The organism is Collinsella aerofaciens, from assembly GCF_039062365.1.
Classification (GTDB): Bacteria; Actinomycetota; Coriobacteriia; order Coriobacteriales; family Coriobacteriaceae; genus Collinsella.
This window is the reverse complement of record NZ_JBCJBI010000007.1, coordinates 61,030-87,167: the sequence shown is the minus strand read 5'-3', so window position 1 is coordinate 87,167 and position 26,138 is coordinate 61,030. Positions and strand designations below refer to the sequence as shown.

At 60.3% G+C, this 26,138-nt stretch carries 25 protein-coding genes; 24 read left to right on the top strand and 1 reads right to left on the bottom strand.

The window, feature by feature from the left end; genetic code table 11:
• Positions 1-33: 33 nt before the first annotated feature.
• The 18 genes from ABCN01_RS05250 (at position 34) to ABCN01_RS05165 (ending at position 16,539) form a co-directional block, all read left to right on the top strand.
• Entirely contained in the window at positions 34-624 is a 591-nt protein-coding gene (locus ABCN01_RS05250) for a hypothetical protein (RefSeq protein WP_342996282.1), read from the top strand.
• Positions 617-994 (top strand): ATP-binding protein, encoded by a 378-nt coding sequence (locus tag ABCN01_RS05245; protein WP_342996281.1) that lies wholly within the window; start codon positions 617-619, stop codon positions 992-994. The genes ABCN01_RS05250 and ABCN01_RS05245 overlap by 8 nt, the downstream gene beginning before the upstream one ends.
• A 1-nt stretch (position 995) precedes the next feature.
• Positions 996-1,787, top strand: a complete 792-nt coding sequence (locus ABCN01_RS05240) for an RNA polymerase sigma factor SigF (RefSeq protein WP_022094589.1) — start codon at positions 996-998, stop codon at positions 1,785-1,787.
• Positions 1,784-3,193, top strand: a complete 1,410-nt coding sequence (locus ABCN01_RS05235; RefSeq protein WP_342996280.1) for an AI-2E family transporter — start codon at positions 1,784-1,786, stop codon at positions 3,191-3,193. The genes ABCN01_RS05240 and ABCN01_RS05235 overlap by 4 nt, the downstream gene beginning before the upstream one ends.
• A gap of 152 nt (positions 3,194-3,345) precedes the next feature.
• Complete coding sequence (gene alaS, locus ABCN01_RS05230; RefSeq protein WP_342996279.1) at positions 3,346-6,003, top strand: alanine--tRNA ligase; 2,658 nt, start codon at positions 3,346-3,348, stop codon at positions 6,001-6,003.
• A 17-nt stretch (positions 6,004-6,020) separates the two neighbouring features.
• Entirely contained in the window at positions 6,021-6,449 is a 429-nt protein-coding gene (gene ruvX / locus ABCN01_RS05225; RefSeq protein WP_035138185.1) for a Holliday junction resolvase RuvX, read from the top strand.
• Entirely contained in the window at positions 6,442-7,875 is a 1,434-nt protein-coding gene (gene mltG / locus ABCN01_RS05220) for an endolytic transglycosylase MltG (RefSeq protein WP_342996278.1), read from the top strand. Before ruvX ends, mltG begins: the two co-directional genes overlap by 8 nt.
• 1 nt (position 7,876) lies before the next feature.
• The gene (locus ABCN01_RS05215; protein WP_227790358.1) at positions 7,877-8,374 is read left to right on the top strand and encodes a YqeG family HAD IIIA-type phosphatase; all 498 of its coding nucleotides are present in this window, start codon (positions 7,877-7,879) and stop codon (positions 8,372-8,374) included.
• Positions 8,375-8,382: 8 nt separating this feature from the next.
• Positions 8,383-8,916, top strand: coding sequence for a shikimate kinase (locus tag ABCN01_RS05210; RefSeq protein ID WP_006233986.1), 534 nt, complete (start codon positions 8,383-8,385; stop codon positions 8,914-8,916).
• Entirely contained in the window at positions 8,913-10,022 is a 1,110-nt protein-coding gene (locus ABCN01_RS05205) for a hypothetical protein (RefSeq protein ID WP_342996276.1), read from the top strand. Before ABCN01_RS05210 ends, ABCN01_RS05205 begins: the two co-directional genes overlap by 4 nt.
• 132 nt (positions 10,023-10,154) lie before the next feature.
• The gene (locus ABCN01_RS05200) at positions 10,155-11,285 is read left to right on the top strand and encodes a M24 family metallopeptidase (protein ID WP_342996275.1); all 1,131 of its coding nucleotides are present in this window, start codon (positions 10,155-10,157) and stop codon (positions 11,283-11,285) included.
• A gap of 159 nt (positions 11,286-11,444) precedes the next feature.
• On the top strand, positions 11,445-12,008 hold the full coding sequence (efp, locus tag ABCN01_RS05195; RefSeq protein ID WP_006233983.1) for an elongation factor P: 564 nt from the start codon (positions 11,445-11,447) through the stop codon (positions 12,006-12,008).
• A 24-nt stretch (positions 12,009-12,032) separates the two neighbouring features.
• Positions 12,033-12,395 carry an Asp23/Gls24 family envelope stress response protein gene (locus ABCN01_RS05190; RefSeq protein ID WP_006233982.1) on the top strand — a complete coding sequence of 121 codons (363 nt, stop codon included), beginning with the start codon at positions 12,033-12,035 and terminating at the stop codon, positions 12,393-12,395.
• Between the two features lie 3 nt (positions 12,396-12,398).
• Entirely contained in the window at positions 12,399-12,983 is a 585-nt protein-coding gene (gene nusB / locus ABCN01_RS05185; protein WP_342996274.1) for a transcription antitermination factor NusB, read from the top strand.
• Between the two features lie 2 nt (positions 12,984-12,985).
• Positions 12,986-13,225 (top strand): exodeoxyribonuclease VII small subunit, encoded by a 240-nt coding sequence (locus ABCN01_RS05180; protein WP_006233978.1) that lies wholly within the window; start codon positions 12,986-12,988, stop codon positions 13,223-13,225.
• Positions 13,226-13,260: 35 nt separating this feature from the next.
• Positions 13,261-14,064, top strand: coding sequence for a TlyA family RNA methyltransferase (locus ABCN01_RS05175; protein ID WP_342996308.1), 804 nt, complete (start codon positions 13,261-13,263; stop codon positions 14,062-14,064).
• Entirely contained in the window at positions 14,061-14,921 is an 861-nt protein-coding gene (locus ABCN01_RS05170) for an NAD(+)/NADH kinase (protein ID WP_271748241.1), read from the top strand. The genes ABCN01_RS05175 and ABCN01_RS05170 overlap by 4 nt, the downstream gene beginning before the upstream one ends.
• Positions 14,911-16,539 carry a DNA repair protein RecN gene (locus ABCN01_RS05165; protein ID WP_342996273.1) on the top strand — a complete coding sequence of 543 codons (1,629 nt, stop codon included), beginning with the start codon at positions 14,911-14,913 and terminating at the stop codon, positions 16,537-16,539. Before ABCN01_RS05170 ends, ABCN01_RS05165 begins: the two co-directional genes overlap by 11 nt.
• 59 nt (positions 16,540-16,598) lie before the next feature.
• On the opposite strand, the gene ABCN01_RS05160 is transcribed toward ABCN01_RS05165, so the two are convergent.
• Entirely contained in the window at positions 16,599-17,456 is an 858-nt protein-coding gene (locus tag ABCN01_RS05160) for a MurR/RpiR family transcriptional regulator (RefSeq protein ID WP_226790721.1), read from the bottom strand.
• Between the two features lie 272 nt (positions 17,457-17,728).
• Between ABCN01_RS05160 and ABCN01_RS05155 the strand changes: the two genes are divergently transcribed.
• From ABCN01_RS05155 to ABCN01_RS05130, 6 genes are all read left to right on the top strand, one after another.
• Positions 17,729-19,732 (top strand): fructose-specific PTS transporter subunit EIIC, encoded by a 2,004-nt coding sequence (locus ABCN01_RS05155; protein WP_342996272.1) that lies wholly within the window; start codon positions 17,729-17,731, stop codon positions 19,730-19,732.
• 527 nt (positions 19,733-20,259) lie between these two features.
• Positions 20,260-20,523 carry an HPr family phosphocarrier protein gene (locus ABCN01_RS05150; protein WP_022094575.1) on the top strand — a complete coding sequence of 88 codons (264 nt, stop codon included), beginning with the start codon at positions 20,260-20,262 and terminating at the stop codon, positions 20,521-20,523.
• Positions 20,524-20,655: 132 nt separating this feature from the next.
• The gene (gene ptsP, locus ABCN01_RS05145) at positions 20,656-22,359 is read left to right on the top strand and encodes a phosphoenolpyruvate--protein phosphotransferase (protein WP_117757234.1); all 1,704 of its coding nucleotides are present in this window, start codon (positions 20,656-20,658) and stop codon (positions 22,357-22,359) included.
• A gap of 74 nt (positions 22,360-22,433) precedes the next feature.
• Entirely contained in the window at positions 22,434-23,366 is a 933-nt protein-coding gene (locus ABCN01_RS05140) for a 1-phosphofructokinase family hexose kinase (RefSeq protein WP_006233969.1), read from the top strand.
• A 189-nt stretch (positions 23,367-23,555) separates the two neighbouring features.
• Positions 23,556-24,488 carry a 1-phosphofructokinase family hexose kinase gene (locus tag ABCN01_RS05135; protein WP_342996268.1) on the top strand — a complete coding sequence of 311 codons (933 nt, stop codon included), beginning with the start codon at positions 23,556-23,558 and terminating at the stop codon, positions 24,486-24,488.
• 195 nt (positions 24,489-24,683) lie between these two features.
• Complete coding sequence (locus ABCN01_RS05130; protein ID WP_342996267.1) at positions 24,684-26,078, top strand: CCA tRNA nucleotidyltransferase; 1,395 nt, start codon at positions 24,684-24,686, stop codon at positions 26,076-26,078.
• The last annotated feature ends 60 nt before the right edge of the window (positions 26,079-26,138 follow it).

The window sequence follows — 26,138 nt, the reverse complement described above, 5'->3', positions numbered from 1 at the left end:
GCGTCTGTATTTCGATTTTTCCGGGAGGCTTGTATGAGTCCCATTCAAATCGCCCTGCTGCTGCTCGCCGTTGCCGGCGTGTGGGCCATCGCTGAGCTCGCGCTTACCCTGCGCAAGACCCGCAATGTTGTCGACTCGCTCGATAAGATCGTGAACGACCTCAACAACACCATCGCCGAGGCTCAGCCTGTGGTGGCAAAGCTCGATGGCGCTGTCGATGAGCTTACGCCGGCGCTTGCCCAGATGGAGCCGCTGCTTAAGTCGAGCAAGACGGCAGTTGATGCCCTTACCTCCAATCTCGTAGAGGTCGAAGCCGTGGTTCGCGACATTTCTGAGGTTACGGGCAGCATGGCCGAGGCCAGCAATGCTGTGTCGAGCGTGACCGACTCTGCCGCCGGTGCTGTGCAGAAACTCTTTAACAAGGTGAAGGCTCCCGCGGCCGACGCTGAGCGCAAGCTTTCCGCTGCCGAAGAAGCCGAGCAGCCGACCGAGCGTGTCCTGATTGGCGAAGCCGGGGACGATGTCGCTGCTGGTGACAATGATGCACAGAAGCCTGCTGCTAAAGCAGCCCAGTATTACACCTACACGCCCGCCGAGACCACCGAGGAGTCCTGCGATGAGTAGCGAAGCAACTTGCCCCATTACGCTGACCGTTGCCGGCGACCCGCGTCTGGCGCGCCTTGTGCGCATGACGGCGGCAAATGTCGGTGCGCTCTGCTCCATGTCCGTCGATCGCATCGAGGACATTCGTATGGCTGCCGAGGAAGCATTTATTTTCGGCTGCACGGCTGTTGATTCCGATGACATCTCGATCAAATTCGATGTCGACGAATCTCACGTTGGCATGACCTTTACCTTTGGTGACCAGGCCATCGTCGACGAGGATGACCAGGCCGCTGTGTATGCCGAGCTCATTTTGGCGAGCGTGTGCGATTCCTACGAAAAGACTGCGGCGCCCCTGACGCTTTCCCTCGACCTCAAGGCGGATATCTAATATGACCGAACGTTCCCGGAGCGGTAAGACCGCTTGGGACAAGGAGAAAACCCGCGAGCTGTTTCGTCGCTATAAAGAGACCGGTGACCCGGACGCACGCGAGCAGCTCGTCATGTCCCACATGAACCTGGTAAGGTTTCTTGCCAACAAATTTAAGAACCGCGGCGAGCCGCTCGATGATCTGATGCAGGTTGGCTATTTGGGCCTGCTCAAGGCTATCGACCGCTTTGATCCCGAGCGCGGACTCGAGTTCACGACGTTTGCGACACCCACTATCCTGGGCGAGATCAAACGCCATTTCCGCGACAAGGGCTGGAGCGTGCGCGTACCGCGTCGTCTGCAGGAGCTCTCGGCCAAGGTCAACCAGGCTACTGACAAACTTACCAACGAGCTGCAGCGTTCGCCCAAGGTTGAGGAGATCGCTGAGTATCTAGATGTGACTGTCGATGAGGTCCTCGAGGCTATGGAATCGTCTTCGGCCTATACCTCGGTGCCCATCGAGGCTCCTGGTGCGTCCGATTCCGACGATGCCCCTTCGATTCTCGACCGTTACGCCGACGACGACAACGAGCTCGACTTTACCGATGACCGCCTAGTGATCGAGGAAGCCATCCGTGATTTCTCGCCGCGCGAGCGCGAGGTGATTGAGCTGCGATTTGTGAAGGGCATGACCCAGATCGAGATCGCCAAGAAACTGGGTATTTCTCAGGTGCAGGTTTCGCGTCTGCTGCGCCGCACGCTTAAGAAGATTCAGGACAAGATCGACCCCGACGGAGTGATGATTCGTTCATGAGTGAGCACCCCCAACAAACCGATCGCGTGCTGCGCGACACCCGCATTCTGACGCTGCGCATTTGGGCTGTTGTCGGCTGCATTGTTATTGCTGCTGTCATCTTTAACCTTATGGGCATCCTGGCACCGGTTATTGAGTTTCTTGCCGTCGGCTCCATCATTGCTTTTGTGATGTCCCCGATCACCAATTGGCTCGAGCACCATGGCGTGAATCGCGGCATCGGTTCGCTTATCGCGCTTATTGTTGTTGTTGCCGTGCTCGTCGGTGTCGTTTGCATCTTGTCGCCGATTCTCTTTGGTCAGATCATGGAAGTCCTGAGCCGCCTGCCCGAGCAGCTTCGTGTTGCAGGTGGCGATCTCAACGAGATGATCTCGCACGCCAAGACGCTCAACAACACGCCGCTCAAGGAGTATTTGGACGATAATCTTTCGTCGCTTGTTACCGTGGCATCGAAGTACGTGTCTCAGATCGCTGCCGAGCTTGGCCGCGGTGTGTTCCCGCTCATCACCAATACGGCCTCGCAGTTGTTCGTGATCTTCCTTGGTCTGGTGCTTGCGTACTGGATGGCCTGCGACTACCCTCGCATGCACCACGAGATTTGCACCATCATCGGTCAGGAGAAGGAGACCTCGTACCGCTTTATGGTCGCCATCCTTTCTCGCTCTGTCGGCGGCTACATGCGCGGTATGGTCGTGACGTCCATCTGTGGTGGTTTCCTCGCCTTTATCGGTTTTATGATCATCGGCCATCCGTATGCGGCGCTCATGGCTATCTTTACCGGCATCATGCATTTGGTTCCGGTCGTCGGTCCTTGGGTGAGCGCAGCAATCGCCACGGTGCTCGGTTTCATGTTCAGCCCCATGTTGGCGTTGTGGACGCTCATCGTGACGATGGTCGCGCAAAACGTCACCGATAACGTGATTTCGCCTAAGGTCATGCAGAGCTCGGTGCAGGTGCATCCCATTATGAGCCTCACGGCGCTCGTTATTGGCTCAGCACTCATGGGTCCCATCGGTATGATTATTGCCATCCCGCTGTGTGCGGCCCTCAAGGGTATCTTCGTGTACTACTTCGAGAATGAGACCGGCCGCCAGCTTGTGGCCTATGACGGTGCCGTGTTTAAGGGCACGCCGTACCGCGATGCCGATGGCAACCCGGTCGCCGCCTACGACGCGCTCGGCGACGACACCTTCATCTACGAGTCCGAGCTCATCGGCAACGAGACTGCGCCCGAGGCCAAGGCCATGCCCAAGCCCGAGCTCGATAATCCCTGGATTAAGCTCTCTGGTCTGCAGCCCGATGCCACGGGTTTCTTCAAAAACCCCTTCGCCAAAGACGATGATTCCAACTCGGACGACGATACCAATACCGGCATCGACGGCTCCATGGACGATGACGACAAGTAGCGGGGTAATTTGAGTCAACATTCATACGCACTAACATGCAATTTCGCTGAAGGGCCGGCATTGTGCCGGCCCTCTTTTTTGCACTTGCGCGGTGGGATGGTAATATCGTTACGTTTGAACTGTTTCGATGTGAAACCGAGGAGATTCCCTCTATGAGTGCTGACTACCCGTCAATGACTACGGCCGAGATTCGCTCCAAGTTCCTCAACTTCTTTGAGGAGCGCGGTCTTAAGCTCTATCCTTCTTCGTCTCTTGTTCCCGACGATCCTTCGCTGCTGCTTGCCAACGCCGGCATGAACCAGTTTAAGGAGTACTACCAGGGCAAGAAGACCATGAAGGAGATCGGCGCGATCTCCTGCCAGAAGTGCGTCCGCACCAACGACATCGATTGCATCGGCGAGGACGGCCGTCACCTGTCCTTCTTCGAGATGCTCGGCGACTTCTCTTTTGGCGGCGTCTCCAAGGAGCAGGCTTGCGCCTGGGCCTTTGAGCTCATCACTAAGGAGTTCAAGTTGCCACTCGACCGTCTGTACTTTACCGTCTTTACCGAGGACGACGAGACCCACGACGTGTGGCGTTCTCTGGGCGTTGCTGAGGACCACATCTCCCGCCTGGGCGAGGACGATAACTTCTGGGCCGCTGGCCCCACCGGCCCCTGCGGTCCGTGCTCCGAGATTTACTTTGACATGGGCGAGGAGGTCGGCTGCGGCAGCCCCGACTGCAAGCCTGGCTGCGACTGCGACCGCTTCCTGGAGTTCTGGAACCTCGTCTTTACCCAGTACGACCGCCAGGAGGACGGCTCCATGCCGGAGCTGCCGCACCGTAACCTCGATACGGGCATGGGCCTGGAGCGCATGGCCGCCATCATGCAGCACAAGACCGCCAACTACGACGGCGATCTGATGCAGCATCTCATCAAGCTGGGCGAGGAGATTAGCGGCAAGACGTATGACGCCGACGATTACTCCGGTGCTAGCCGTTCTCTGCGCATCATCGCCGACCACTCCCGTGCCGTTGACTTTATGATCTCGGACGGCATCCTGCCCGGTAACGAGGGTCGCGAGTACGTCCTTCGACGCCTGCTCCGCCGTGCCGTGTTCCACGGTCGCCTGCTGGGTATCGAGGGCGCCTTCCTGACCAAGTTTATCGACGAGGTTAACGCTCAGATGGGCGAGGCCTATCCCGAGCTTCTCAAGAACGTCGCGCTCGTCAAGGGTATCGTCGCCTCCGAGGAGGAGCGCTTCTCCACGACGCTCGACAACGGTCGCGTCTACCTGGATGAGGCCCTGGCAGCGCTTGCCGAGGGCGCTGTGCTTCCGGGCGATGTTGCCTTTAAGCTGCACGACACCTTTGGTTTCCCCATCGACCTGACCGTCGAGATCGCTGGCACCGCTGGCCACGACGTCGACATGGACGGCTTCACTGCCTGCATGGAGGACCAGAAGGCCCGCGCCCGCGCCAATGCCAAGGGCGACGCCTGGGGCAGCTTCAATGACGTGTGGGTCGAGCTTTCCGACAAGGTCGCCGCGACTGAGTTCGACGGCTATGACAACGATGTGATCGAGGGCGCCAAGGTTGTCGCCATCGTGCGCAACGGCGAGTCCGTCGAGTCCGCTGCCGCCGGCGAGGACGTCGAGGTTGTGCTCGACCGCACCCCGTTCTATGCCGAGATGGGTGGTCAGCAGGGCGATGCCGGCATGCTTTCCGCCGAGGGCGTTGTTCTGACCGTTGCCGACACCAAGAACCACAACGGCCTGTATGCCCACGTCGCGCACGTTGCCGATGGCACGCTGACTGTCGGTGCCGCTGTTACCGCCGCGCTCGACGCCGAGCGCCGTGGCTTCTTGCGCCGCAACCACACCGCCACGCACCTGCTCGACGCTGCCCTTAAGCAGGTCCTGGGCGAGCACGTCTCTCAGGCCGGCTCGCTGGTGACGCCCGAGCACCTGCGCTTTGACTTCACGCACTTCGAGGCTCTGTCCTCCGAGCAGCTCAAGGCTGTCGAGGACCTGGTCAACCAACAGATCTTCGCTTCCAAGCCGGTCGTGACCCGTGTCATGGGCATCGACGAGGCTAAGGCCGCCGGCGCTGTCGCTCTGTTTGGCGAGAAGTACGGCGATGTCGTCCGCGTCGTCTCCGTGGGCGCCGAGGACCAGCCGTTCTCCCGCGAGCTCTGCGGTGGCACGCACGCTGCCAACACCGCCGAGATTGGCCTGTTCAAGATCATTTCCGAGTCCTCCACAGGCTCCAATGTCCGCCGTATCGAGGCTGTGACCTCTAAGGGTGCCCTCGACTATATGGCCGACCGCCTGGCGCTCGTTGACGCCGCCGCCGCTGCGCTCAAGTGCCGCGTCGACGAGGTTCCCGCCCGCGTGGAGAACCTGCAGGCCGAGCTGCGCGAGACGTCCAACAAGCTCAAAAAGGCTCTGACCGGTGGCTCCTCCGACGCCATTTCCAGTGCCATCGAGGGTGCCGTCGAGCTCGGCGGCTACAAGCTCGTCGTCGCTGAGCTCCAGGGCCTTGAGGCTGCCGACCTGCGCAACGTATGGGATACCGTGCACCAGAAGGTCGCCGGCCCTGTCGCTTGTGTCGTCGCCAGCGTGACTGAGAAGGGCACTCCGGCCCTGCTCGCTGCCGGCTCCGATGACGCCGTGAAGGCCGGGTTCCACGCCGGTAACGTGATCAAGCAGATCGCGGGCCTGGTTGACGGTCGCGGTGGTGGCCGTCCCAACATGGCCCAGGCTGGTGGCAAGAACGCTGCCGGTATCGCCGATGCCCTCGCGGCCGCTAAGACCGCACTCGGCGCCTAAGAATCTAAGAAGTCACTGTGGTCGCGCTTGCGCTGGACATAGGGGAGACCAGGATCGGCATCGCCGTCTCGAGCCGTGATGGCAAGATGGCGATGCCCGTCAAGGTGCTCCCGGCTGCAGAGGTCACCGGTATGGCCAAGACGTTCCGCTACCTGGTCGAGGACTATGAGCCCGACATCCTGGTAAGCGGACGTCCCCTGACCATGGCCGGTGAGCCTGGTCCCCAGGCCGAGCGCGTTGCCGCCGTGGCGCAAAAGATTGCCGACGAGCTCGATCTTCCGCTTGAGTTTGAGGACGAGCGCCTGTCTTCGCAAGAAGCCAAGCGTATCCTGCGCGAGCAGGGCCTCAATGAAAAGCAGATGAGGGGCAAGATTGACATGATTGCCGCCAGCCTGTTTTTGCAGACGTGGCTCGATCGTAAAAACGAGGAGGTTTCGCATGCCTAGCGCTTCCGATCCGCGCCAGCAGAATCGTACACGGCAGCCGGCGTCGCGCCCTGCCCAGCCTGGCCAGCGTCCGGCACAGCCGACGCAGCGTGCAGCTCAGCGTGCCGCGCGCCCGGCGCAGTCCTTCTCTCATTCGGCCCAACCTGTTCAACGGACGGGTCAGCAGCCTTCTGCTCGTTCGGTCCAGCATTCGGCTTCTCACGCGGCTCAGCAGCCCACTGCTCGTACGGCCCAGCCTGCAGGCGGTACCCGCTTTAAGCAGCAGGTACCTACCCAGCGAACGCAGGCCCCTCAATCGCATTCGCATCACGCTCGCGGTTCGCATGGCGTTGCTCCGGCGACCCGCTCGAGCTACAACACGCATGCTCGTCGCGGTGCCCAAAAGAAAAGCTCCCCGGTGCCTATGATTATCGGTGGCGTCGTCGCCGTGCTCGCGCTTGCTGCGATCGCTTTCTTTGTCGTGCCGGCTGTCAAGGGTTTCTTTGCCGGTGAGGATACGAAGGTCACGGCTGGTCAGCAGGTTACGGTGACCATTCCCGATGGTGCTTCGGGCGATACGATCGCCTCGATTCTCTCCGAGAATCATATCGTCGAAAATCCCAAGGATTATTATGCGGCGGTGAAAAAGCTCAACGCCGATATGTCGCTCAAGCCTGGTGATTATTCGTTCACCACACTCATGGATGCGACCAAGGTTGTTCAGCAGCTCATGGAAGGCCCCAACGCGGGCTCCAATGCGCTGACTATCCCTGAGGGCCTAACGGTCGATCAAGTCGCCGACCGTGTGGCCCAGGCCTACGACAGCATCTCTAAGGAAGACTTCCTCAACCAGGCCAAGGCCTCCAACTACGTTGACGACTATAGCTTCCTTAAGGGCGCCGCCAACGATTCGCTCGAGGGTTTCTTGTTCCCCAAGACCTATTCGCTGGGCGATTCGCCGACGGCCGATGACGTGATTCGCGCCATGCTCGATCAGTTTAAGACCGAGTACAAGTCGCTTGACTTTGCGAGCTGCGAAGCCAAGATCAAGGAACGCTACGGCGTGGAGATGTCCGACTACGACATCGTCAACTTGGCCTCTATCGTTGAGCGCGAGGGCCTCAACGCCGATCAACGTGCGCACGTGGCCTCGGTCTTCTTCAACCGCCTTGCCGGCAAGCTCGACGGTCTGCGCTATCTCAACAGCGATGCGACCATGATGTATGTCACCGGTGGCGAGGTTACCGCCGACGACCTGCAGAGCGATAGTCCGTATAACACCTATAAGCATGAGGGCCTGCCACCCACGCCCATCTGCTCTCCGTCGCTCGAGGCACTCAAGGCCACGCTTGAGCCGACCGACTCCGATGACCTGTATTTCTACATTACGCAGGACGAGGAGTACTTCTCGCAAACCTACGAAGAGCATCAACAGTCTTGGAATTAGCATGAGGATTTTTAGCCCCAAACGATACGTTGCCTCGGTCGATCGCATCGACCTTGATACCCTGTGGGCCGACGGTAAACGCGCCATTCTGCTCGATCGCGATAACACCCTCGTGCCGCGCGACACCGAGCAGGTTCCCACCGCGGTTTCCGCTTGGCTCGACGCCGCCCGCGCCAAAGGTTTTAAGCTGTGCATGGTGTCCAACAACTGGCATCGCGACCAGGTCATGAGCTCTGCACGCGAGCTGGGACTCGAGGCCATCAGCCACGCCATGAAGCCGGCGCCGTTTGCCCTCAAGGCGGGTCTTAAGCGCCTAGGCGCCACGGTCGACGAGGCGGTGCTGATCGGTGATCAGCTCTACACTGACGTGTGGAGCGGTAATTTCGCCGGCGTCGATACCATCCTGGTAAAGCCGCAGGCGACGCAGGACCTGTGGTATACGCAGATCTTCCGTATCTTTGAGCGCCGGGCCCTGCGCGACCTTCCCTGCGAGGAATAGGTCTCGCTATGTCCCAGCACACCAAACACGGCTGCGACCATATCTTCTTTATCGGCTTTTTGGGCGCGGGCAAGTCGACGCTCGCGCGCAACGTCGGCACCATGTTCAAGCGGCGTTTTATCGATACCGACCGCCTGGTCGTGCGCCGTTGCGGCAAGTCGGTAACCGAGATTTTTGAGACCGAGGGCGAGGATCGTTTTCGCGAGCTCGAGACCTCGGCGCTCCGTTCGCTCCAAAGTGAGCGCAGCCTGTTGGTTTCGTGCGGGGGCGGTATCGTCGAGACACCGGTGAATATTGAGCTGATGCACGAAATGGGTACGTGCGTGTACCTCGAGGGCGACTTCGAGGATTCGATTCGCCAGATTCGTCGGTCCGACACGCGCCCCGATTTCCGCTCGCCTGAGCATGCCGCGCGCCTGTTTGAGCATCGCCGTCCGCTGTATCGCCAGGCTGCCGACCTTACCCTTGATATTCGCAACAAGTCCTTCGAGGACGTTTCCTACCTTTGTGCCGAGATGCTTTTGGAGCGTGGGCTGCTATGATTCGCCGTCAACTGATCAATTTCCAAAACCGCAGCGTCGATGTCCGTGTCGGATTGGGTGCGTTCGATGAACTGTCGCGTATGTTTGCCTCGGCCGTGGGCAAGCCTAAACGCGCGATGGTCGTTTGGAACACCGCCACATCCGAGCGTTTTGGTGAAGTCGTCGAGCATGCGCTGGTCGACGCCGGTTTTGCCGTGTCGCTGCTAGTCCTTGAGGTTTCGCCTGCTGGTGCCACGCTGGCCGATGCTGATGCTATCTTTGGCGCCCTGTCTGCCAACGGCGTTACCTGCGACGATCTGGTTGTCGCCGTTGGCGATGCCGCAACCTGCTCGGTTGTTAGCTGGTGCGCCAACCAGTGGTGCGGCCGAACCGAGTGCGCGCTGTTGCCGACGACCTTCGACGCCATGCTCACGGTCGCGACGACCATGAAGCCGCTCGTCGCCTCGTCGGCCAATGCGCTTCCCGCTATCGCGTTCCGTCCTGAGCCGGGCTTGGTCGTGTGTGACCTCGACCTTGTTCGCGAGGCGGACCCCGAGGACCTTAAGCTCGGCTATGTGGTACTTGTTGGCACCATGCTTTCGAGCAGCAAGTCCCGCTGGAATCAGTTTACTGAGACCGTTCCCGAGATTCTCGCGGGCGAGGAGGTCGCGCTCGTCAATGCCGTTCAATGGTCTCAGACTGCCCGTAAGGACGTACTGATGGCCACGAACCCGAGTGCTCGCCATGCGCTCGATTTTGGCAAGACGGGGGAGCGTACCCTGCGCGCCTGCTTGGGCGATGCGGCTTCGCAGGTCCCTGCCTATCAGCTGTTATCCGAGGGCATGCGCTTTGAGGCGCGCCTAGCACATGATGCCTGCGACTTCGATATCGATTACGTCTTTGAGGTCGATGACTGCCTGGAGGACTTTGGTATCGAGGAACTTGCCTTCGATCTGGAGCCTGCCGCATATATCGAGGAGTTCCGCAGGCAGCAGTTCGCCCGCTCAAACCGTAGCATGTTGCCGCTGCCCGCGTCACTCGGCGCCATTCGTCTAACGAGCGTTGAGGACGAGGTTCTTGAGCGCCATGTTCACGCCTACTTGGCTTCTCGCAAAGAACTTCTCTAAGATTTATTGACATCCATCGTCTTTCGTATCATGTTGAGGGGCGGGTTTTCAATCGGTTGCGGATCGCATGCGATTCCGTCGTTCGGTTGAGACCCGTCCCGTCTATATAGAGACAACAAGAAAGGAATCTGCATGTCTGAGTTTGCTGCCGGTCCTGCCGGTCGTATCGAGCGTGTCCGTGCCCTGATGGTCGAGCGTGGCTACGATGCCATCGTGGTACGCGACGAGGCTAACCTTCGTTGGCTTACGGGCGTTAAGGGCGTCTTCGACTACACCTTCGAGTTCCCGCATGCGGCGTTTATTACGGTCGACCAGTGCCTGTTCCACACCGACTCGCGCTACCTCAACAGCTTTGAGGAGAACACGCCCGCCGGCAGCCCCTGGGTCTACGACATGGACGAAGGCACCATCCCTGGTTGGGTCGCCGACAAAATCGCGGCCAACAAGTGCCGTGTCTGCGCTGTCGAGGATGATATGCAGATTAATTTCTACCAGGGCATTCAGCGCGGCCTGGAGGACCGCTCCGTCGCCTGCATGCTGCCGCTGATGCACGACGACATCCGCAAGATGCGCGCCATCAAGGATGCCGAGGAGATCGAGCTCATGCGCCACGCACAGTCGATCACCGACGCCGCCTTCCAGCACATGCTCGGCTTTATTAAGCCTGGTATGACCGAGAAGCAGGTTCGCAACGAGCTCGAGAACTTTATGTTCGCCAACGGCGCCGACAGCCTTGCCTTCGGCTCCATCGTGGCGAGCGGTCCCAACACCGCCAACCCGCATGCCGTCCCGAGCGACCGTGTCATCGAGAAGGGCGATTTCGTTCTCATGGATTACGGCGCGGGCTACTGCGATTATCGTTCCGACATGACGCGCACCGTCGTGATGGGCGAGCCTACGCAGGAGCAGCGGGACCTGTACGCACTCGTGCGCCGCACGCATGAGGAGTGCGTCGCTGCCATCCATCCGGGCGTCGAGGGCAACGACATTTTCAAGCTTTCCAAGAAGATTATCGGCGATGCCGGCTATGGCGATTATTACAACCATGGTCTGGGTCACGGCGTGGGCATCGACATCCATGAGCTGCCCAACTTCAACCGCAGCAAGAACACCATCGAGGTCGGCTCGGTTATCACCATGGAGCCCGGCGTCTACTTGCCCGGCGTGGGCGGCGTGCGCCTGGAGGACTACGGCGTGGTCACCGAGAACGGCTACGAGCCTTTCACCAAGACGTCGCATGACCTTCACGTCATCGATTGCTAGCCTATTTCGATAGATTTTTGGGGCGGGGCGTCCGGAGCAATTCGGGCGCCTCGCGTTCTCTTTTTATGCGCTCGCTGCAGGCGCCGTCTGCAAGTGTATAATTTCGGTCGTATGTAATTTGGACGCTTGTGCGTTCTGCCCATAACAAGAAAGGTCACTATGCCTACCATTTCTACCGCCGACTTCAAGAACGGCCTCGGTCTCCGTATTAAGGACAAGGTCTACACCATCGTCGAGTTCCAGCATGTTAAGCCGGGCAAGGGCGGCGCGTTTGTGCGCTACAAGACCCGCGACATCAAGAGCGGCCGCGTCGTCGAGAACACCTGCAACGCCGGTACCAAGTTCGAGAGCGTTATGCTCACCACCCGCGAGTTCCAGTACCTCTACAACGATGGCACCGACTACATCTTCATGGACAACGAGTCCTATGAGCAGGTTCCCGTTCCCGAGGACATGGTGGGCGAGAACTCCAAGTGGCTGCGCGAGAACGACATCTGCCAGCTGCTCTTCGCCGACGATGAGCTCATGGGCGTGACCCCGCCGATGTTCATCGAGACCACCATCGTCCAGACCGACCCGGGCTTTAAGGGCGACACCGTCCAGGGTTCCACCAAGCCGGCCACGATCGACACCGGCGCTGTCATCCAGGTCCCCATGTACCTCAACGAGGGCGAGGTCATCAAGGTTGACACCCGCGACGGCAAGTTCGTCTCCCGCGTCTAGCAACCAACTCTTCTAGGAGGACTCATGCCCCAGGAAATCAAGATTGACGGCATCGGCATTTCGCCCGATGTTCTGACCGCCATCGTCTCGCGCGCCGTGTCCGATGTCGAGGGCATCGCCTCCGTTGGCGTCAAGGACCTTGCCACCAACCTTGTCTCCATGATGCTCTCGTCCAAGGCCCCGGCTTCTGAGCCGGCGGTCGAGGCCGAGGTCGTCGGCGACAAGCTCGCACTCACCGTGCGCGTCGTGGTGTTCTTTGGCTATCCGTTCAAGAAACTCGCCGAGGCCGTTCGCGCTGCCGTGGTCGCCGCCATCGATGCCCAGGTTGGCGTTGAGGTCGAGCGCGTTGACGTTTGCATCGACGGCCTCGTTTTCCCCAAGGAGTAACCTTTGAGCCTTAAGGTTTATCGCGGGCGTACGCTTGCCCGCAGTCAGGCGCTGCAGCTGCTGTTCCAGGCCGAGGCCACGGACAGCCCGCTCGAGCGCGTCCTCGAGGGTGATTTCCTGATCTCGAAGGGTCCCCTCGATCCCTATGCGCTGGAGCTGTGCCGAGGTGCCTACGAGCATATCGACCGCATCGACTGTGCTCTGCGCTCCGTTGCCAAGAACTGGGATCTTATGCGCATGCCCGGCGCCGACCGCAATCTGCTGCGTATCGCCGTTTACGAGATGCGTTTCCTCACCGACGAGGAGGTCTCGGACGCCATCGTGATCAATGAGGCCGTCGAGCTTGCCAAGGCCTATGGCACCGACCAGTCCGCGTCGTTCGTCAACGGCGTGCTGGGTAAGATCGCTCGCAGTGAGGAGCTGCCGGGTGAGGACCTATACCAGGAGCTGCTGGCCGAGGATCGCGCTCGCGAGGAGGCACAGGCTGCCGAGGCTGCCGCTAAGGTTGCGGTTGCCCAGGCTGAGGCTGGCGTGCTGGCCGAGGACGCGGACGCCTCCGAGGTTGTCGTCGACTCCGTCGAGGAGTAGTCATGCCAGAGGGTTCTGTCCGCAACTTTGACGAGATCTCTGATCGTCTGGACCAGATCATCGCTACCGTTCGCTCCAAGGATACGTCCTTGGAGCGTTCACTCGATCTGTTTGACGAAGCGATTGAGCTGGGCTCCCGCGCGGTCGATATGGTCGACAAGTTTGAGCTGACGCCGCGTGAGGCCGACAAGCTCGAACAGGAATACGATGAGGATGCGGCAAACGAATCCCAGGATAGCTAGGCCGCATCTCCGGATACGAATGGTTGATGGCATTCATGAAACGCGTGCGTCTTGATGACGAACTGATTTCACAGGGCATCTGCGCCGATCGCGCGGATGCCCTTCGCACTCTTATGGCCGGCTTGGTCTCGAGTGGCGGCGAGCGCTTGACTTCACCGGGCCTTAAGGTGACCCCGGGCCTGCCGCTGCACGTGAAGGGGCGCATTCCCTATGTTGGCCGCGGCGGTCTTAAGCTCGAAGGCGCTCTTGATGCGTTTGGCATCAATCCGACGGGCCTTGCCTGTCTTGATGTGGGCTGCTCTACCGGCGGCTTTACCGATTGCCTGCTCAAGCGCGGAGCTGCGACCGTTGTCTCGGTGGACGTTGGTCGCGCCCAGTTCGATTGGTCGCTGCGTCAGGACGATCGCGTGACGCTGCATGAGCGCACAAACGTGACGCAGCTGCCTGAGCTTGGCTATGCCGGCGCCATCGACCTGGCTGTGTGTGATGTCTCGTTTACCAGCATCGCGAACATTATCGATGCGGTGCTGGCGTGCCTGGCGCCTACGGGTGCATTCTGCACGCTCGTAAAGCCGCAGTTTGAGGCTCCGGCGGCGCTGGTGGGCGAGGGCGGCATTGTGACCGATCCCGCCGTGCGCCGCGATACACTCGTTGCGGCAGTTGAACTCTTTGCCTCCAAGGGGCTGTTCCCGGTCGATGTGTGCGTGTCGCCCATTCATGGTGCCAAGGGCAACGTTGAGTTTTTCCTGTACGGCACGAGATTTGCCCCCGGTGAACGTGCCGACGATGAGCTGCAATCCCAGGTATCGGTTTTGAGCGAGAAAGCTGCAACGCTATGAAGGTCTTTCTGGTTCCCAATTACTACAAGCAAGAGGCGGTCGAGAGCGGCCTGATGCTCGAGCTTTGGCTGACGCGCCAGGGCTATGAGGTCGCATGGGCTGCCGACCAGCGATCGAAGATTCAAAGTACGCCTGATATTGACGGCTCTGATCTGGTCATTACGCTCGGCGGCGACGGCACGCTGCTGCGCGCTGCTCGCATCCTCAACCATCGCGAGATTCCTATCCTCGGTCTTTCCTATGGTCACCTGGGCTTTTTAACTGCTGCGAGCCCCGAGGAGCGCGACATTCTTAAGGTCGTGAGCGACGCCCTTTCCGGCGAGCTGCACGTGAGCCGTCGCGCCACCATCGCTGCGGATATCGTGTCCGTGCGCGAAGACGGTACGAAGGATGTCGTGCGCACCTTCGCCCTCAACGACATGGCGCTTACCCGCGGTCCGCTGTCCGATATGGTCGAGTTCGACATCACGGTGTCGGGCCACCATATCGATCGACTGCGTGGCGACGGCGTGGTCGTGTCCACGGCGACTGGTTCTACGGGTTACGCACTCAGTGCCGGTGGCCCCATCGTGAGCCCCGACTATACGGGCATGGTCTGCGTACCCATTGCGCCGCACACCATTCAGGCCCGCGCCTTCTTGACTTCGCCGAGTGATGTCGTCGAAATCTTTATGTCCGATGATCGCCCGAGCGTTCCGGCGATCGCTATCGATGGACAGTTTATTACCTGCGATGGCACCGTTGAGAGCGTGGCTGTGCGCCGCGGGCCCGGAGATGTGCTGCTGCTCGATTACGGCCCCGAGAGCTTCTATAACTCGGTGAGCCGCGTATTCTACGGAGTCCGTCATGATCGATGAGCTGCAGGTTTCCAACATTGCACTCATTCGCGAGGCGACGCTGGTGCCGAGTGCCGGCCTGACTGTCCTGACCGGCGAGACCGGCGCCGGCAAGACCGCGCTGCTCTCGGCCCTCAAGCTTATTTTGGGTGAGCGCGCGGATTCGTCGACGGTGCGCGAGGGCGAGGCGCTGGCGAGCGTCGAGGCGCGGCTGTTTGACGGGCCGCACGACACGGAGGGGTTCACCGTTCAGCGTAGCCTTTCTGCCGAGGGCCGCAGCCGCGTGAAGATTGACGGCCGCATCGCCAGTGTGCGCGAGCTTTCGGAGCGCGTTGGCGTGATGATGGATCTGTGCGGCCAGCACGAGCATCAGCGCTTGCTCGATCCGGCGCATCACGTTGCGATGGTCGATGCCTGGGCGGGGCGCTCTGCGCTTGAGGCGCTGGATGTGTACCGCGCCTGCTTTAAAGCCTCGCGCGCGGCTGCCAAGGAGGTCCGTCGCGTCGAGGAGGCCTCGCGTGCGCAGGGGAGTCGCGTCGAGGAAGCGCGTTTTGCCCTCGAGCGCATCGGCGAGGTCGACCCCAAACCGGGCGAGTACGAGGAACTCGAGGAACTGCTGCCGCGCTCCGAACATGCCGAGGTACTGGTTGCCACGGCTAGCGATGCCCATGCATCGCTTGCCGCCGAAGGGGGAGCGCTCGATGCCGTGAACAGCGCCGTGGCAGAGCTTTCCCGAATGGCTACCGTCGATCGCAAACTGGGCGACATTGCCGATACGCTTTCGGACGCCTGTATCTCCCTTGAGGATTGCGCGAACGAGCTTCGTGCCTATCGCGATGGCGTCGCCTTCGATCCGCGCGAGCTCGATCGCATGCGTGAGCGGTATTCCGACCTCAAGGGCCTGTTGCGTCAGTGGGGTCCCACCATGGACGATGTTTTTGCTATGCGCGATCGCTCGCAAGAGCTGCTGTCCTTGGTCGATGATGGTGATGAGCAGATCAAAAAGGCGCGTGAGGCACTCGGGAGCGCCGAGCGCGAGTTGTTTGCCGCTGCCAAGGCACTTAAGCGCGCTCGCAATACGGCGGCCCCGCGCTTCTGCCACGAGGTCTGCCGCCAGATGGCTCGCCTGGAGATGGGCGGCGCCGAGCTCGTCTGGGAGTCGCGCGATCTTCCCCGTGCTGAGTGGACGCCCGTTGGTCCTTCGAGCTACGAGCTGCTATACCGCAGCGGTGCCGGCTTGACGCCACGTCCCCTGCGTCGAATTGCGTCGGGCGGCGAGCTCAGCCGCGTCATGCTGGCAAGTAAGGTTGTCCTCGGTAACGCGGACGGTGTTGATACGCTGGTGTTTGACGAGGTCGATGCTGGTGTCGGTGGCTCCACGGCGCGTGCGCTCGCGGGCGTGCTGGCAGATCTCGCCTCTACGCATCAGGTGATTGTCGTAACCCACTTGGCGCAGGTCGCCGTCATGGCTGACAAACATTATGTTGTCAGCAAGGAACCGGGCGATGTTCCCCAGACGCATTTGGACGAGGTAACCGGCGAAGCGCGTACCGCCGAGATCGCCCGCATGTTGAGCGGCGATCAGTCCGAGGCGAGCTTGGCCCACGCCAAGCAGATGCTTGAAGAAGCTCGAGGCTAGGTTGTATCACCGGTGTTGGTGGGACAAAATAGACTGAATTTTTTGTCCCACTACGCGTTTTACTCCACGACCTTATCCGGCTGGATGAGCTCCTCGTAGTAGCTGATATGCTCACGCGCGTCTTCAATCTCGGGCAGCAGGAAGTTGTAGATGACTTCGATGATCATCGTGGCACTGATCTTGGAGAACGCAAAGTCGCCTGTCGTCAGCAGCGCTTCGTGGTTGACGGTATTAAAAGTGTAGTCTGCCAGGCGCGCGAGTGGGGATTTGCTGTCACTGCTGATGACGACTACGGTTGCGCCGCAGTTGCGAGCCGCTTTTGCCATGCGATTCAATCGGCGCGATTTGCCGGAGTTTGAGATAAGCACGATGACGTCACCCGGGCGTAACGTGAGCGCAAAGCCGATTGATGTCTCGCTAATGGTGCTCGCCATGCAGCGCAGGCCCAGCTGCGAAAACTTAAACGTCGCATCGAGCGCGACCGCGTTCGTATTGCCCACAGCTGCAAACTCAATAACCCCTGCATGCTTAAGGGCATGCACAACAGCCGCCAGCGTATCGTGGTCGATCCCGTCGATGGTCGCATTAAGCTCGCTCACCTTGGCAGCCAGGATATTCTTGAGGCTCTGCTCCATATTGTCGAGCGAGACCTCGTCAGTCAGGCCCTCGTTACGCTGGCTTTCCAAATCCCTCGCCAACGAAAACTGAAAGCTGCGGAAGCTACCAAAGCCAAGCTTGCGGCAGAAGCGCGAAACGGTCGCCTCGGACGTGGCGGCGGCGCGCGAGAGCTGAGCGGCCGTGAGGCGTGGCGCCTCGGACTGGTGCTCCAATATATAGTCGACAATGCGCTGCTCGGACTCGCTGTATCCCTGATGGGTGCTAATGAGGGAAAGTGCGCTCTTGCTACTATCGGTCATGGATGGCTCCTGGTTGGCATGAAAATCTAGCTTGATTTGCAATGCCATAGTATACGGGCATTTTCAATTACAAGATACACCTTGCCGTTTCAAGTGTTGATGGTAAACTTTCACTTACCGTTTACGGTTATGAAAGAACCTTTCACCGGAGATTTGCACCTTAGCTCTTCTCACGCGGACGGTAGGTTGGTATCTTTCAGTTGTGGAAAAACGCGCATCGAAGCGCGTGTAGGGGAGCGCCCGCGGGCGCTGTACTCAAGAAGGAGGGACACATGGCTAAGTTTGACATCATCGCCGCGACCGGTTGCCCGACCGGCATTGCGCACACCTTCATGGCGAAGGAGGCGCTGGAGAAGGCAGCTGCCGAGCGCGGTCTGACCATTAAGGTCGAGACTCATGGCCAGGTCGGTGTCGAGAACGAGCTCACCAAGAGTGAGATCGCTGGTGCCAAGGCCGTCGTCGTCGCAGCCGACAAGGATGTCCAGGCTGAGCGTTTCGCCGGTAAGCCCATGGTTTCCGTTGGTGTTTCCAAGGCCCTGTCCGTTGAGGCCGCCGGTAAGCTGATTGACCGCGCGCTCGCCGCCAAGGGCGACAGCACGGTTGCAGCCGCTGCCGATGTCGAGGATGAGGTCGAGGAGAAGGAGTCCATCGGCCACGTCATCTACAAGAACCTCATGAACGGCGTCAGCCACATGCTGGTCTTCGTCGTTGCCGGTGGTGTTCTGACCGCCGTTTCGTTCCTGTGGGGCATTACGTCCTTCGATTCGACGGCGTCTGACTACAACAGCTTTGCTGCGATGCTCAAGATCATCGGCGGCATCGCCATGAACCTCATGGTTCCGGTGCTTTCCGCCTACATCGCCGAGTCCATCGGCAAGCGCCCGGCGCTCGTCCCCGGCTTTGTTGCCGGTATGATCGCCATCCAGGGCCTGCCTGTTAACGCCGAGACCGGCATGATCGATGCCGGTGGCGCCGGCGTGGGCTTCGGCTTCCTGGGCGGCATCGTCGGTGGCTTCCTCGCCGGTTATGTCATCCTGCTGCTCGAGAAGGTCTTTGCCGGTCTGCCCAAGAACCTGGACGGCCTCAAGGCTATCTTCCTGTACCCGCTGTTCTCGACGGCTATCGTCGGCCTGGTCATGCTCGGCATTTCCGGCCCCATGGCTGCCATCAACACCGCCATGATGGACTTCCTCAAGGGCCTGTCCGCCTCTGGCGCTGTTGTCCTGGGTCTTGCCATTGGCTGCATGTGCGCCTTTGACATGGGCGGCCCGGTCAACAAGGCTGCTTACGTCACCGGTACCGCTATGCTCACCGAGGCTCTGGCCGCCGGTGTTGGCACCGACACTTACAACTTCGGCACCAACTTCATGGCTGCCGTCTCCGCCGCTTGCATCGTTCCGCCGCTGATTACCACCTTCGCCGTCGTTGTCGGCAAGAAGTACTTCAGCCAGGAGGATCATGACGCCGGTGTCGTCAACCTCATCCTTGGTTGCACCCACATCACCGAGGGCGCCATTCCGTTCATGACCAAGAACATCTGGCCCGTCATGCCCATCATGATGCTCGGTTCCTCTATCGCTTCGATCCTGACCATTATGTTCAACGTTCACGATCCGGCGCCTCACGGTGGCTTCCTGGTCCTGCCCGTTGTCGAGAACGGTCCGCTGTGGGTCCTCGCGATCCTCATCGGCGCCGTGGTCGGTGGCATCCTGTTCGTGGCCTTCAAGAAGTACGACTTCGAGAAGAATCAGAAGGCCGCTCCTGCAGCCAAGCCCGTTGAGGCCCCCAAGGCCGCTGCCGTCGAGGCTCCCAAGGCCGAGGCTGCCGACTTCGTGAAGGTCGAGAATGTCTTTGTCGCCGAGGACTTCGCTTCTCGTGACGAGGCTCTGAGCTTCGTTTCCAACCAGGCTGTCAAGGCCGGTATCGCCAGCGACGCCGACGCCGTGATGAATGCCTTCTTGGCCCGCGAGGCCGAGGGCACCACGGGCATGATGGAGGGCTTCGCCATCCCGCATGCCAAGTCCGACGCCATTACCGAGGCTGCCGTTATCGTCGTCAAGGACGAGTCCGGCGTGACCGGTTGGGACACCATGGACGGCGCTCCCGTCAACGTGGCCATCGCTCTGCTCATCCCCGGTGCTCAGGCCGGCACTACGCACCTCAAGATCCTGTCCAAAGTCGCTGAGGCGCTCATGGACGAGGACTTCCGTGCCACCGTCAAGGGTTCCACCGACGCCGCCGAGATCGCCAAGACGATCAACGCTCGCCTGGTCTAACCCCCCCCAGCTCGCGAATAACATCGCCCCCTGTATATAAGGCGGAGTCCCTCTCCAGGGCCTCCGCCTTTTTTTTATCCCTCCCATAAGTTGCGGTGAAATAGGGACTGTTTAAACGATTCAACCCCAAATTCAGTTCCTATTTCACCGCAACTTATAAAAGGGCATAGAGGGGGCTGCCTATCGAGTCTTTGTCGCGAACAGTTCATCAGCCAGAATTCCTTTCGCACGATATTGCTCTGAGCCGACCGAGTTTCCGCAGCTTGCCTGCCGGGCGGGGCGGTTAAGTTTGTCGCGAGTTCCGCACGCAAAGGAAAGCACTTAATGTGCTTTCCGTCTTGCGCAGGACTGTAGAGCAGCAAACTTAACCGCCCCGCCCGGCAGGCAAGCGTACAGGAACGACATCTGTCCAACAATTCGTGCGAAACATAATGAAAAACCGTTTGATGTGAGTTAATATAAACAACGTCGTGAATCTGACTCCTGCCACATGCATGACAGGGGTTAAACACAAAAAGGAGTCAACTATGGTTTCTGAGAAGGCTACCCTCGTTAATCCTCAGGGTCTGCACATGCGTCCGGCTGGTCTGTTCGCCTCCACCATGGGCAAGTACGCCTGTGACGTGACGGTCGTTACCCCCGAGAAGGAGGTCAACGGCAAGTCCCCGATGGCCCTCATGGCTGCTGGTATCCCCTGCGGCACCGAGGTCGAGGTCAAGTGCGACGGCGCTGACGAGGCCGAGGCTCTGGCTGCTGCCATCGAGCTCATCAAGAGCGGTCTTGGCGAGTAGAACTCAAACGGGTCGCATGTTGAACAACTAAGTTCATATTTGGGGGCGCAGTGACCTGTGTAAGGTAGCTGCGCTCTTTTGTCATGGATATGGCAAAACGCTTTATCACATGACACGGAGAGAGGAATGGGAATGTATCAGGGAGTCAACGCTTCCGAGGGCATCGGTATCGGCACCGTCATGGTCGCCGTCGATCCCGACTTGACGTTTGAGCCGCACGAGGTTGCTGATTCGGCAGCAGAGAAGGAGCGCTATCAGACCGCTCTTTCGGTCTTCTGCGAGAAGACCCAGGCTCAGGCCGACCACATGAAGGAGACGGTGGGCGAGGCCGAGGCCGAGATCATGAGCGGACACATTGTCCTGGCTCAGGACCCGGGCATGACCGACGCCATCAACGCCGCCATTGACGGCGGCACCTGCGCCGAGCAGGCGCTCATGGACACCTCGACCATGTTCGAGAACATGTTCCTGTCCATGGACGACGAGATGTTCCGTCTGCGCGCGGCCGACATCGCCGACATCCGCACCGGTATTCTGGCCGAGCTGCTGGGCAAGGAGGTCGTCGACCTCTCCGTCCTGCCCGAGAACACCGTCGTTGTCGTGCACGACCTCACGCCGTCCATGACCGCCACGATCGATAAGGCCCACGTCGCCGGTATCGTCACCGAGACCGGTGGCCGCACGTCGCACTCCGCGATCATTGCGCGCGCCCTCGAGATCCCGGCTGTCCTTTCGGTTTCCAACAGCTGCACCGCGCTGCGCAACGGTATGACCGTTGTCGTCGACGGTGGCAAGGGTATCGTCGAGGCCGATCCCGACGAGGAGACGCTCGCTGCCTACACCGCCAAGGCCGAGGCCTTCGCTGCCGAGAAGGCAGCCCTCGAGGCCTTCCGTGGCAAGCCGTCCGTGACTGCCGATGGCATCAAGAAGATCATCGCCTGCAACATCGGTAACCCCGATGACGTGCCCAACGCGCTCGATCACGACGCCGAGGCCATCGGTCTGTTCCGCTCCGAGTTCCTGTTCATGGATTCTGCTGAGCTTCCTTCCGAGGAGGAGCAGTTCAACGCCTACCGTAAGGTCGCCAGCGCGCTCAAGGGTGCTCCGGTCATCATCCGCACGCTCGATGTGGGTGGCGACAAGGAGATTCCGTATCTGCACATGGTCAAGGAAGATAACCCCTTCATGGGCTTCCGCGCCGTGCGTTACTGCCTGGCCAATCCCGACCAGTACAAGGTCCAGCTCCGCGCTCTGCTGCGCGCTAGCGCCTTCGGTGACGTCAAGATCATGATCCCGCTCGTCACCTGCGTCGAGGAGGTCTTGGCTGTCAAGGAGCTCGTCGAGCAGTGCAAGGCCGAGCTGACCGAAGAGGGTCGCAAGTTCAACGAGAACATCGAGGTCGGCATCATGGTCGAGACGCCCGCCGCTTCGCTGCTCGCAGACCGTCTTGCCGAGGTCGCCGACTTCTTCTCCATCGGCACCAACGACCTGATCGGCTACACCATGTGCGCCGACCGTGGCAACGACACCATCTCCAACCTGTACCAGGTGTACTATCCCGCCGTGCTCCGCTCGCTCAAGAACATCATCGAGAGCGGCGTGAAGGCCGGTATCATGGTCGGTATGTGTGGCGAGGCCGCTGCCGATCCGCTGCTCGAGCCGCTGCTGATCAGCTGGGGCCTGGAGGAGTTCTCGATGAGCGCTCCGTCGATCCTGCGCGCCCGCAAGACCATCAGCCAGTGGACCAAGGCCGAGTGCGACGAGCTCGCCGAGAAGGCGCTCGCCTGCAACACCGCTGCCGAGGTCAAGGCACTGCTCGAGTCCGCAGCTCGCTAATTTGGTATCAGAGGTAACCGCGTGGTTGGAATGGGCCGGCCACGCGGCCCTCACATATACAGGGGGTACTGTAAATGTTCTACACGCTAACCGCTAACCCGGCTGTCGACATGACGGTTTCGAGCTCTCCGCTCGAGCCCGACGAGAACGTCCGCACCGGCTCGGCCAGCTACACGGCTAACGGCAAGGGCCTCGACGTGTCCTTCGCCTTTAAGAAGATGGGCGTCGACACCGTCGCACTCGGCTTCTTCGCTGGCTTCACGGGCAAGTTCATCGTCGAGGAGGTCATGAACCTGGGTTGCCTCTGCCGCCCGGTCTGGACCGACGGTATCACGCGCATTAACACCTACGTCAACGATGGCCAGCACGAGTACGGCATCCTGAACCCTGGCGCTCCTATTACGCCGCAGCACCAGGAGGAGCTCTACAACATCCTGGACACCGCGGGCGATCTTGAGTGCCTGATCGTCTCCGGCTCCGTACCTCCCAAAGCTACGCCCGACTTCCTGGCTCAGGTCATGGAGCACGCTCAGGCTCGTGGCGCCGACGTCGTCCTGGACCTGTCCTCTGACAAGCTCAAGGAGCTCGCTCACAAGAAGCCGCTGCTCATCAAGCCGAACCATCACGAGATGAAGGCCATCTTCGGCGTGCCGGTCGACACTGACGACGAGGTTCGCGTTGCCATGAAGATGGCTCACGACGCTGGCGTTCAGAACGTGCTGCTCACCCGTGGTAGCCGCGGCGACGCTTACTTCTCCAACGGCGAGGACATCTGGTACGCCAAGCGTGAGTTCAACATCAAGCTGGTTTCTTCCGTCTGCGCCGGCGACTGCACCCTCGCTGCGTTCCTGCACAAGTGGTACAGGGATCGCGACAACGTCGAGGAGGCCATGAAGCTCGCTATGGCCACCGGCGCCAACGTTGCCGAGTCCGTCGGCATTGGCGACTTTGGTCACGTCGACGAGTACAGCAAGCGCGTTGCTGTCCGCAAGCTCGATCGTCAGTAATCGAAACGCGACATATTCGTGCGCATGCGGCGCCCCGGTTTCGGCCGGGGCGCCTTTTTTGTTTCGTCATGGGGGAGGGGTGTCCTGCCGTACTTCATCGCTTCCACACCGTTCACCGAGTTGCCCTAGCCTTTTACCGATGCGTGGAATATACTTTCATTAACACGTTGCTTCGTGAAAGGAACATTCATGATTTACACGCTCACTGCAAATCCCGCCATTGACTACAACATCGCCTGTGACGGTCTTGCTGCCAACACCGTCACGCGTACCCGCAACGCCGTCTACACGCCCAACGGCAAGGGCCTCAACGTCTCGTTTACGCTTGACCACTACGGTGTCGACACCACGATCCTGGGTTTCTTCGCCGGCTTCTCGGGCGAGTTTATCGTTAAGGGCGCCGAGGCCCTGGGCGTGCCCGTCAAGCCCGTGTGGACCGACGGCATCACGCGCGTCAACGTGTTCCTCAATGCCGGCCCCGACACCGAGTACAACATGGTCAACGCCGGTGCCGCCATCAACGAGGCCAATGAGCAGGAGATGTTTGAGCTCATCGATTCGCTCGATGACATGACCTGCCTGGTCATCAGCGGCTCGCTGCCTCCCAACACTTCCGAGGGCTTCCTGGCCGAGGTCCTGCGCCGTGTCAAGGCCAAGGGGGCCGAGTTCGTCCTCGACATCTCGAGCCATCAGCTGGCAGACCTCATTGCCATGGAGCCGCTGCTGATCAAGCCCAATGACGATGAGCTGCTCGACATCTTTGGCATTAAGGTGAGCGGTGGCGACGACGAGTCCGTCAAGGGCGCGATGGCCGAGCTGCACGCCAAGGGCGCCAAGAACGTGCTGCTGACCCTTGGTGGCGCCGGTGCGTACTTCTCCAACGGCGAGCACATCTGGTTTGCCAATCGCACCTTCGACGTCAAGCTGCTGTCGACGGTGTGCGCTGGCGATTCCTCGCTCGCTGCCTTCCTGTCCGTATGGCATGACGCCCCCGAGCGAGTCGAGGATGCCCTGCGCCTTTCGATGGCTACCGGCGCCAACGTGGTCGAGTGCCCGGGCCTGGGCGACTTTGCCAAGGTGGACGAATACAAGAAGAACATCGAAGTTCGTCAGGTCTGCTAGCCGCATCGAAAAATCGCTGCCGAACACCCGCTTTGGATCTCCGAGGCGGGTGTTTTTTGTGCACTGAACGCATATGGCGTCTGCTGTCTCGTTTTATGGAATTGACGACGCGATTGCGTGTGCGCGCTTTCTCGTTTCTTGTTAGACTTCTTGAGAACCATCGATTAACGCTCACAAGTGCAGGAGGCCATAGGCATGTGCAATGTTTCGCTCAACGGTACTCAACCGTCCGATGCGTCCCTGTGCGTCCTGCGCGCGCTTGAGGCGGCTGGTCTTGAGGCTTGGTACGTGGGCGGTTGGGTGCGCGACGCCCTGATGGGGTGCCCCAGCCACGATGTTGATATGTGCTGTAGCGGCCTGTGGCAGGAGTCCAAAGCGGCGCTCGAGGCCGCCGGCATCGCGGTTGTGGAGTCGGGCATTAAATTTGGCGGAATCACGGCTATTTCCGATGGCGAGCGTATCGAGGTCACCACGTACCGTTTGGATGGCTTTTACACCGATGGTCGCCATCCCCAGAGTGTGGAGCGTGCCGCCTCGCTCGAGGACGATCTGGCGCGCCGCGACTTTACCGTCAACGCCATGGCCTGGCATCCCGAGCGCGGGCTTGTCGACCGCTACGACGGCCAGGGTGACTTGGAGCGCAAGCTGATTCGCGCTGTCGGCGATCCCAAGCGTCGCTTTAACGAGGACGCCCTGCGCATGTTGCGTGCGGTGCGCTTTGCCTGCCGCCTGGACTTTATGATTGAGCCCGAGACTAAGTGCGCGCTTGCCGAGTGCGCGCCGCTGCTCGATGCCGTGGCGCGTGAGCGTGTGGGTATTGAGCTCGAGGGCATTCTTTCGACCGGTCATGGGGGAGACGCGATGCTCCGCTACCCCGAGCTCATCTGTGCCGCTGTGCCCGAGCTGGCCCCGGCCCGTGGCTTTGACCAGTGTAGCGTCTACCATGCCTTTAACGTCTACGAGCATATCGCCCGTGTGCTGACGGTGGCAGGGGAGCTGGCGCTGTGTGACGGCGTCGCGCCCTCGTCGAGCCTGATGTGGGCGGCGTTTTTGCACGATGTGTCCAAGCCCGAGTGCTTCACGGTCGATCACGCCGGCAGCGGACACTTCTATGGTCATCCCGAGCTCGGCGCCAAGAAGGCGCGCGTCATTATGGATCGCCTGGCGCTCTCGCACGACTTGGTGCGCGACGTGTGCCTGCTCATCAAATATCACGACAAGCCGCTGCGCCCCGAGCGCTCCTGCCTGCTCAATATGATGCGCGCGCTTTCGGGCGAGGGCGTCGATACGCCGCGTCTGATGGACGAGCTCATGGACCTCAAGCGTGCCGACACACTTGGCAAGGCCCCGTCGTGCTTCTATTACGTCGAGACGATTGAGGAGATGCGCGCGCTGGCGCACGAGCTGCTGAATGCGGGGGAACCCTATACGCTCAGGATGCTCGCCATCAACGGCGGCGACCTGATCCGTGCCGGAGTCAAGCCCGGGCCGGAACTGGGTCAGCTTCTCAACTCCGCTCTCGACGCCGTGATCGATGACAACATTCCCAACGAGCGCGAAGCTCTTTTGGTCTATCTCAACTTGAATTAGCTACCCAGTTTACCTGCGTGTTCCATAACCTGCCGACAATTTTTCGGCAATTTGGAATTT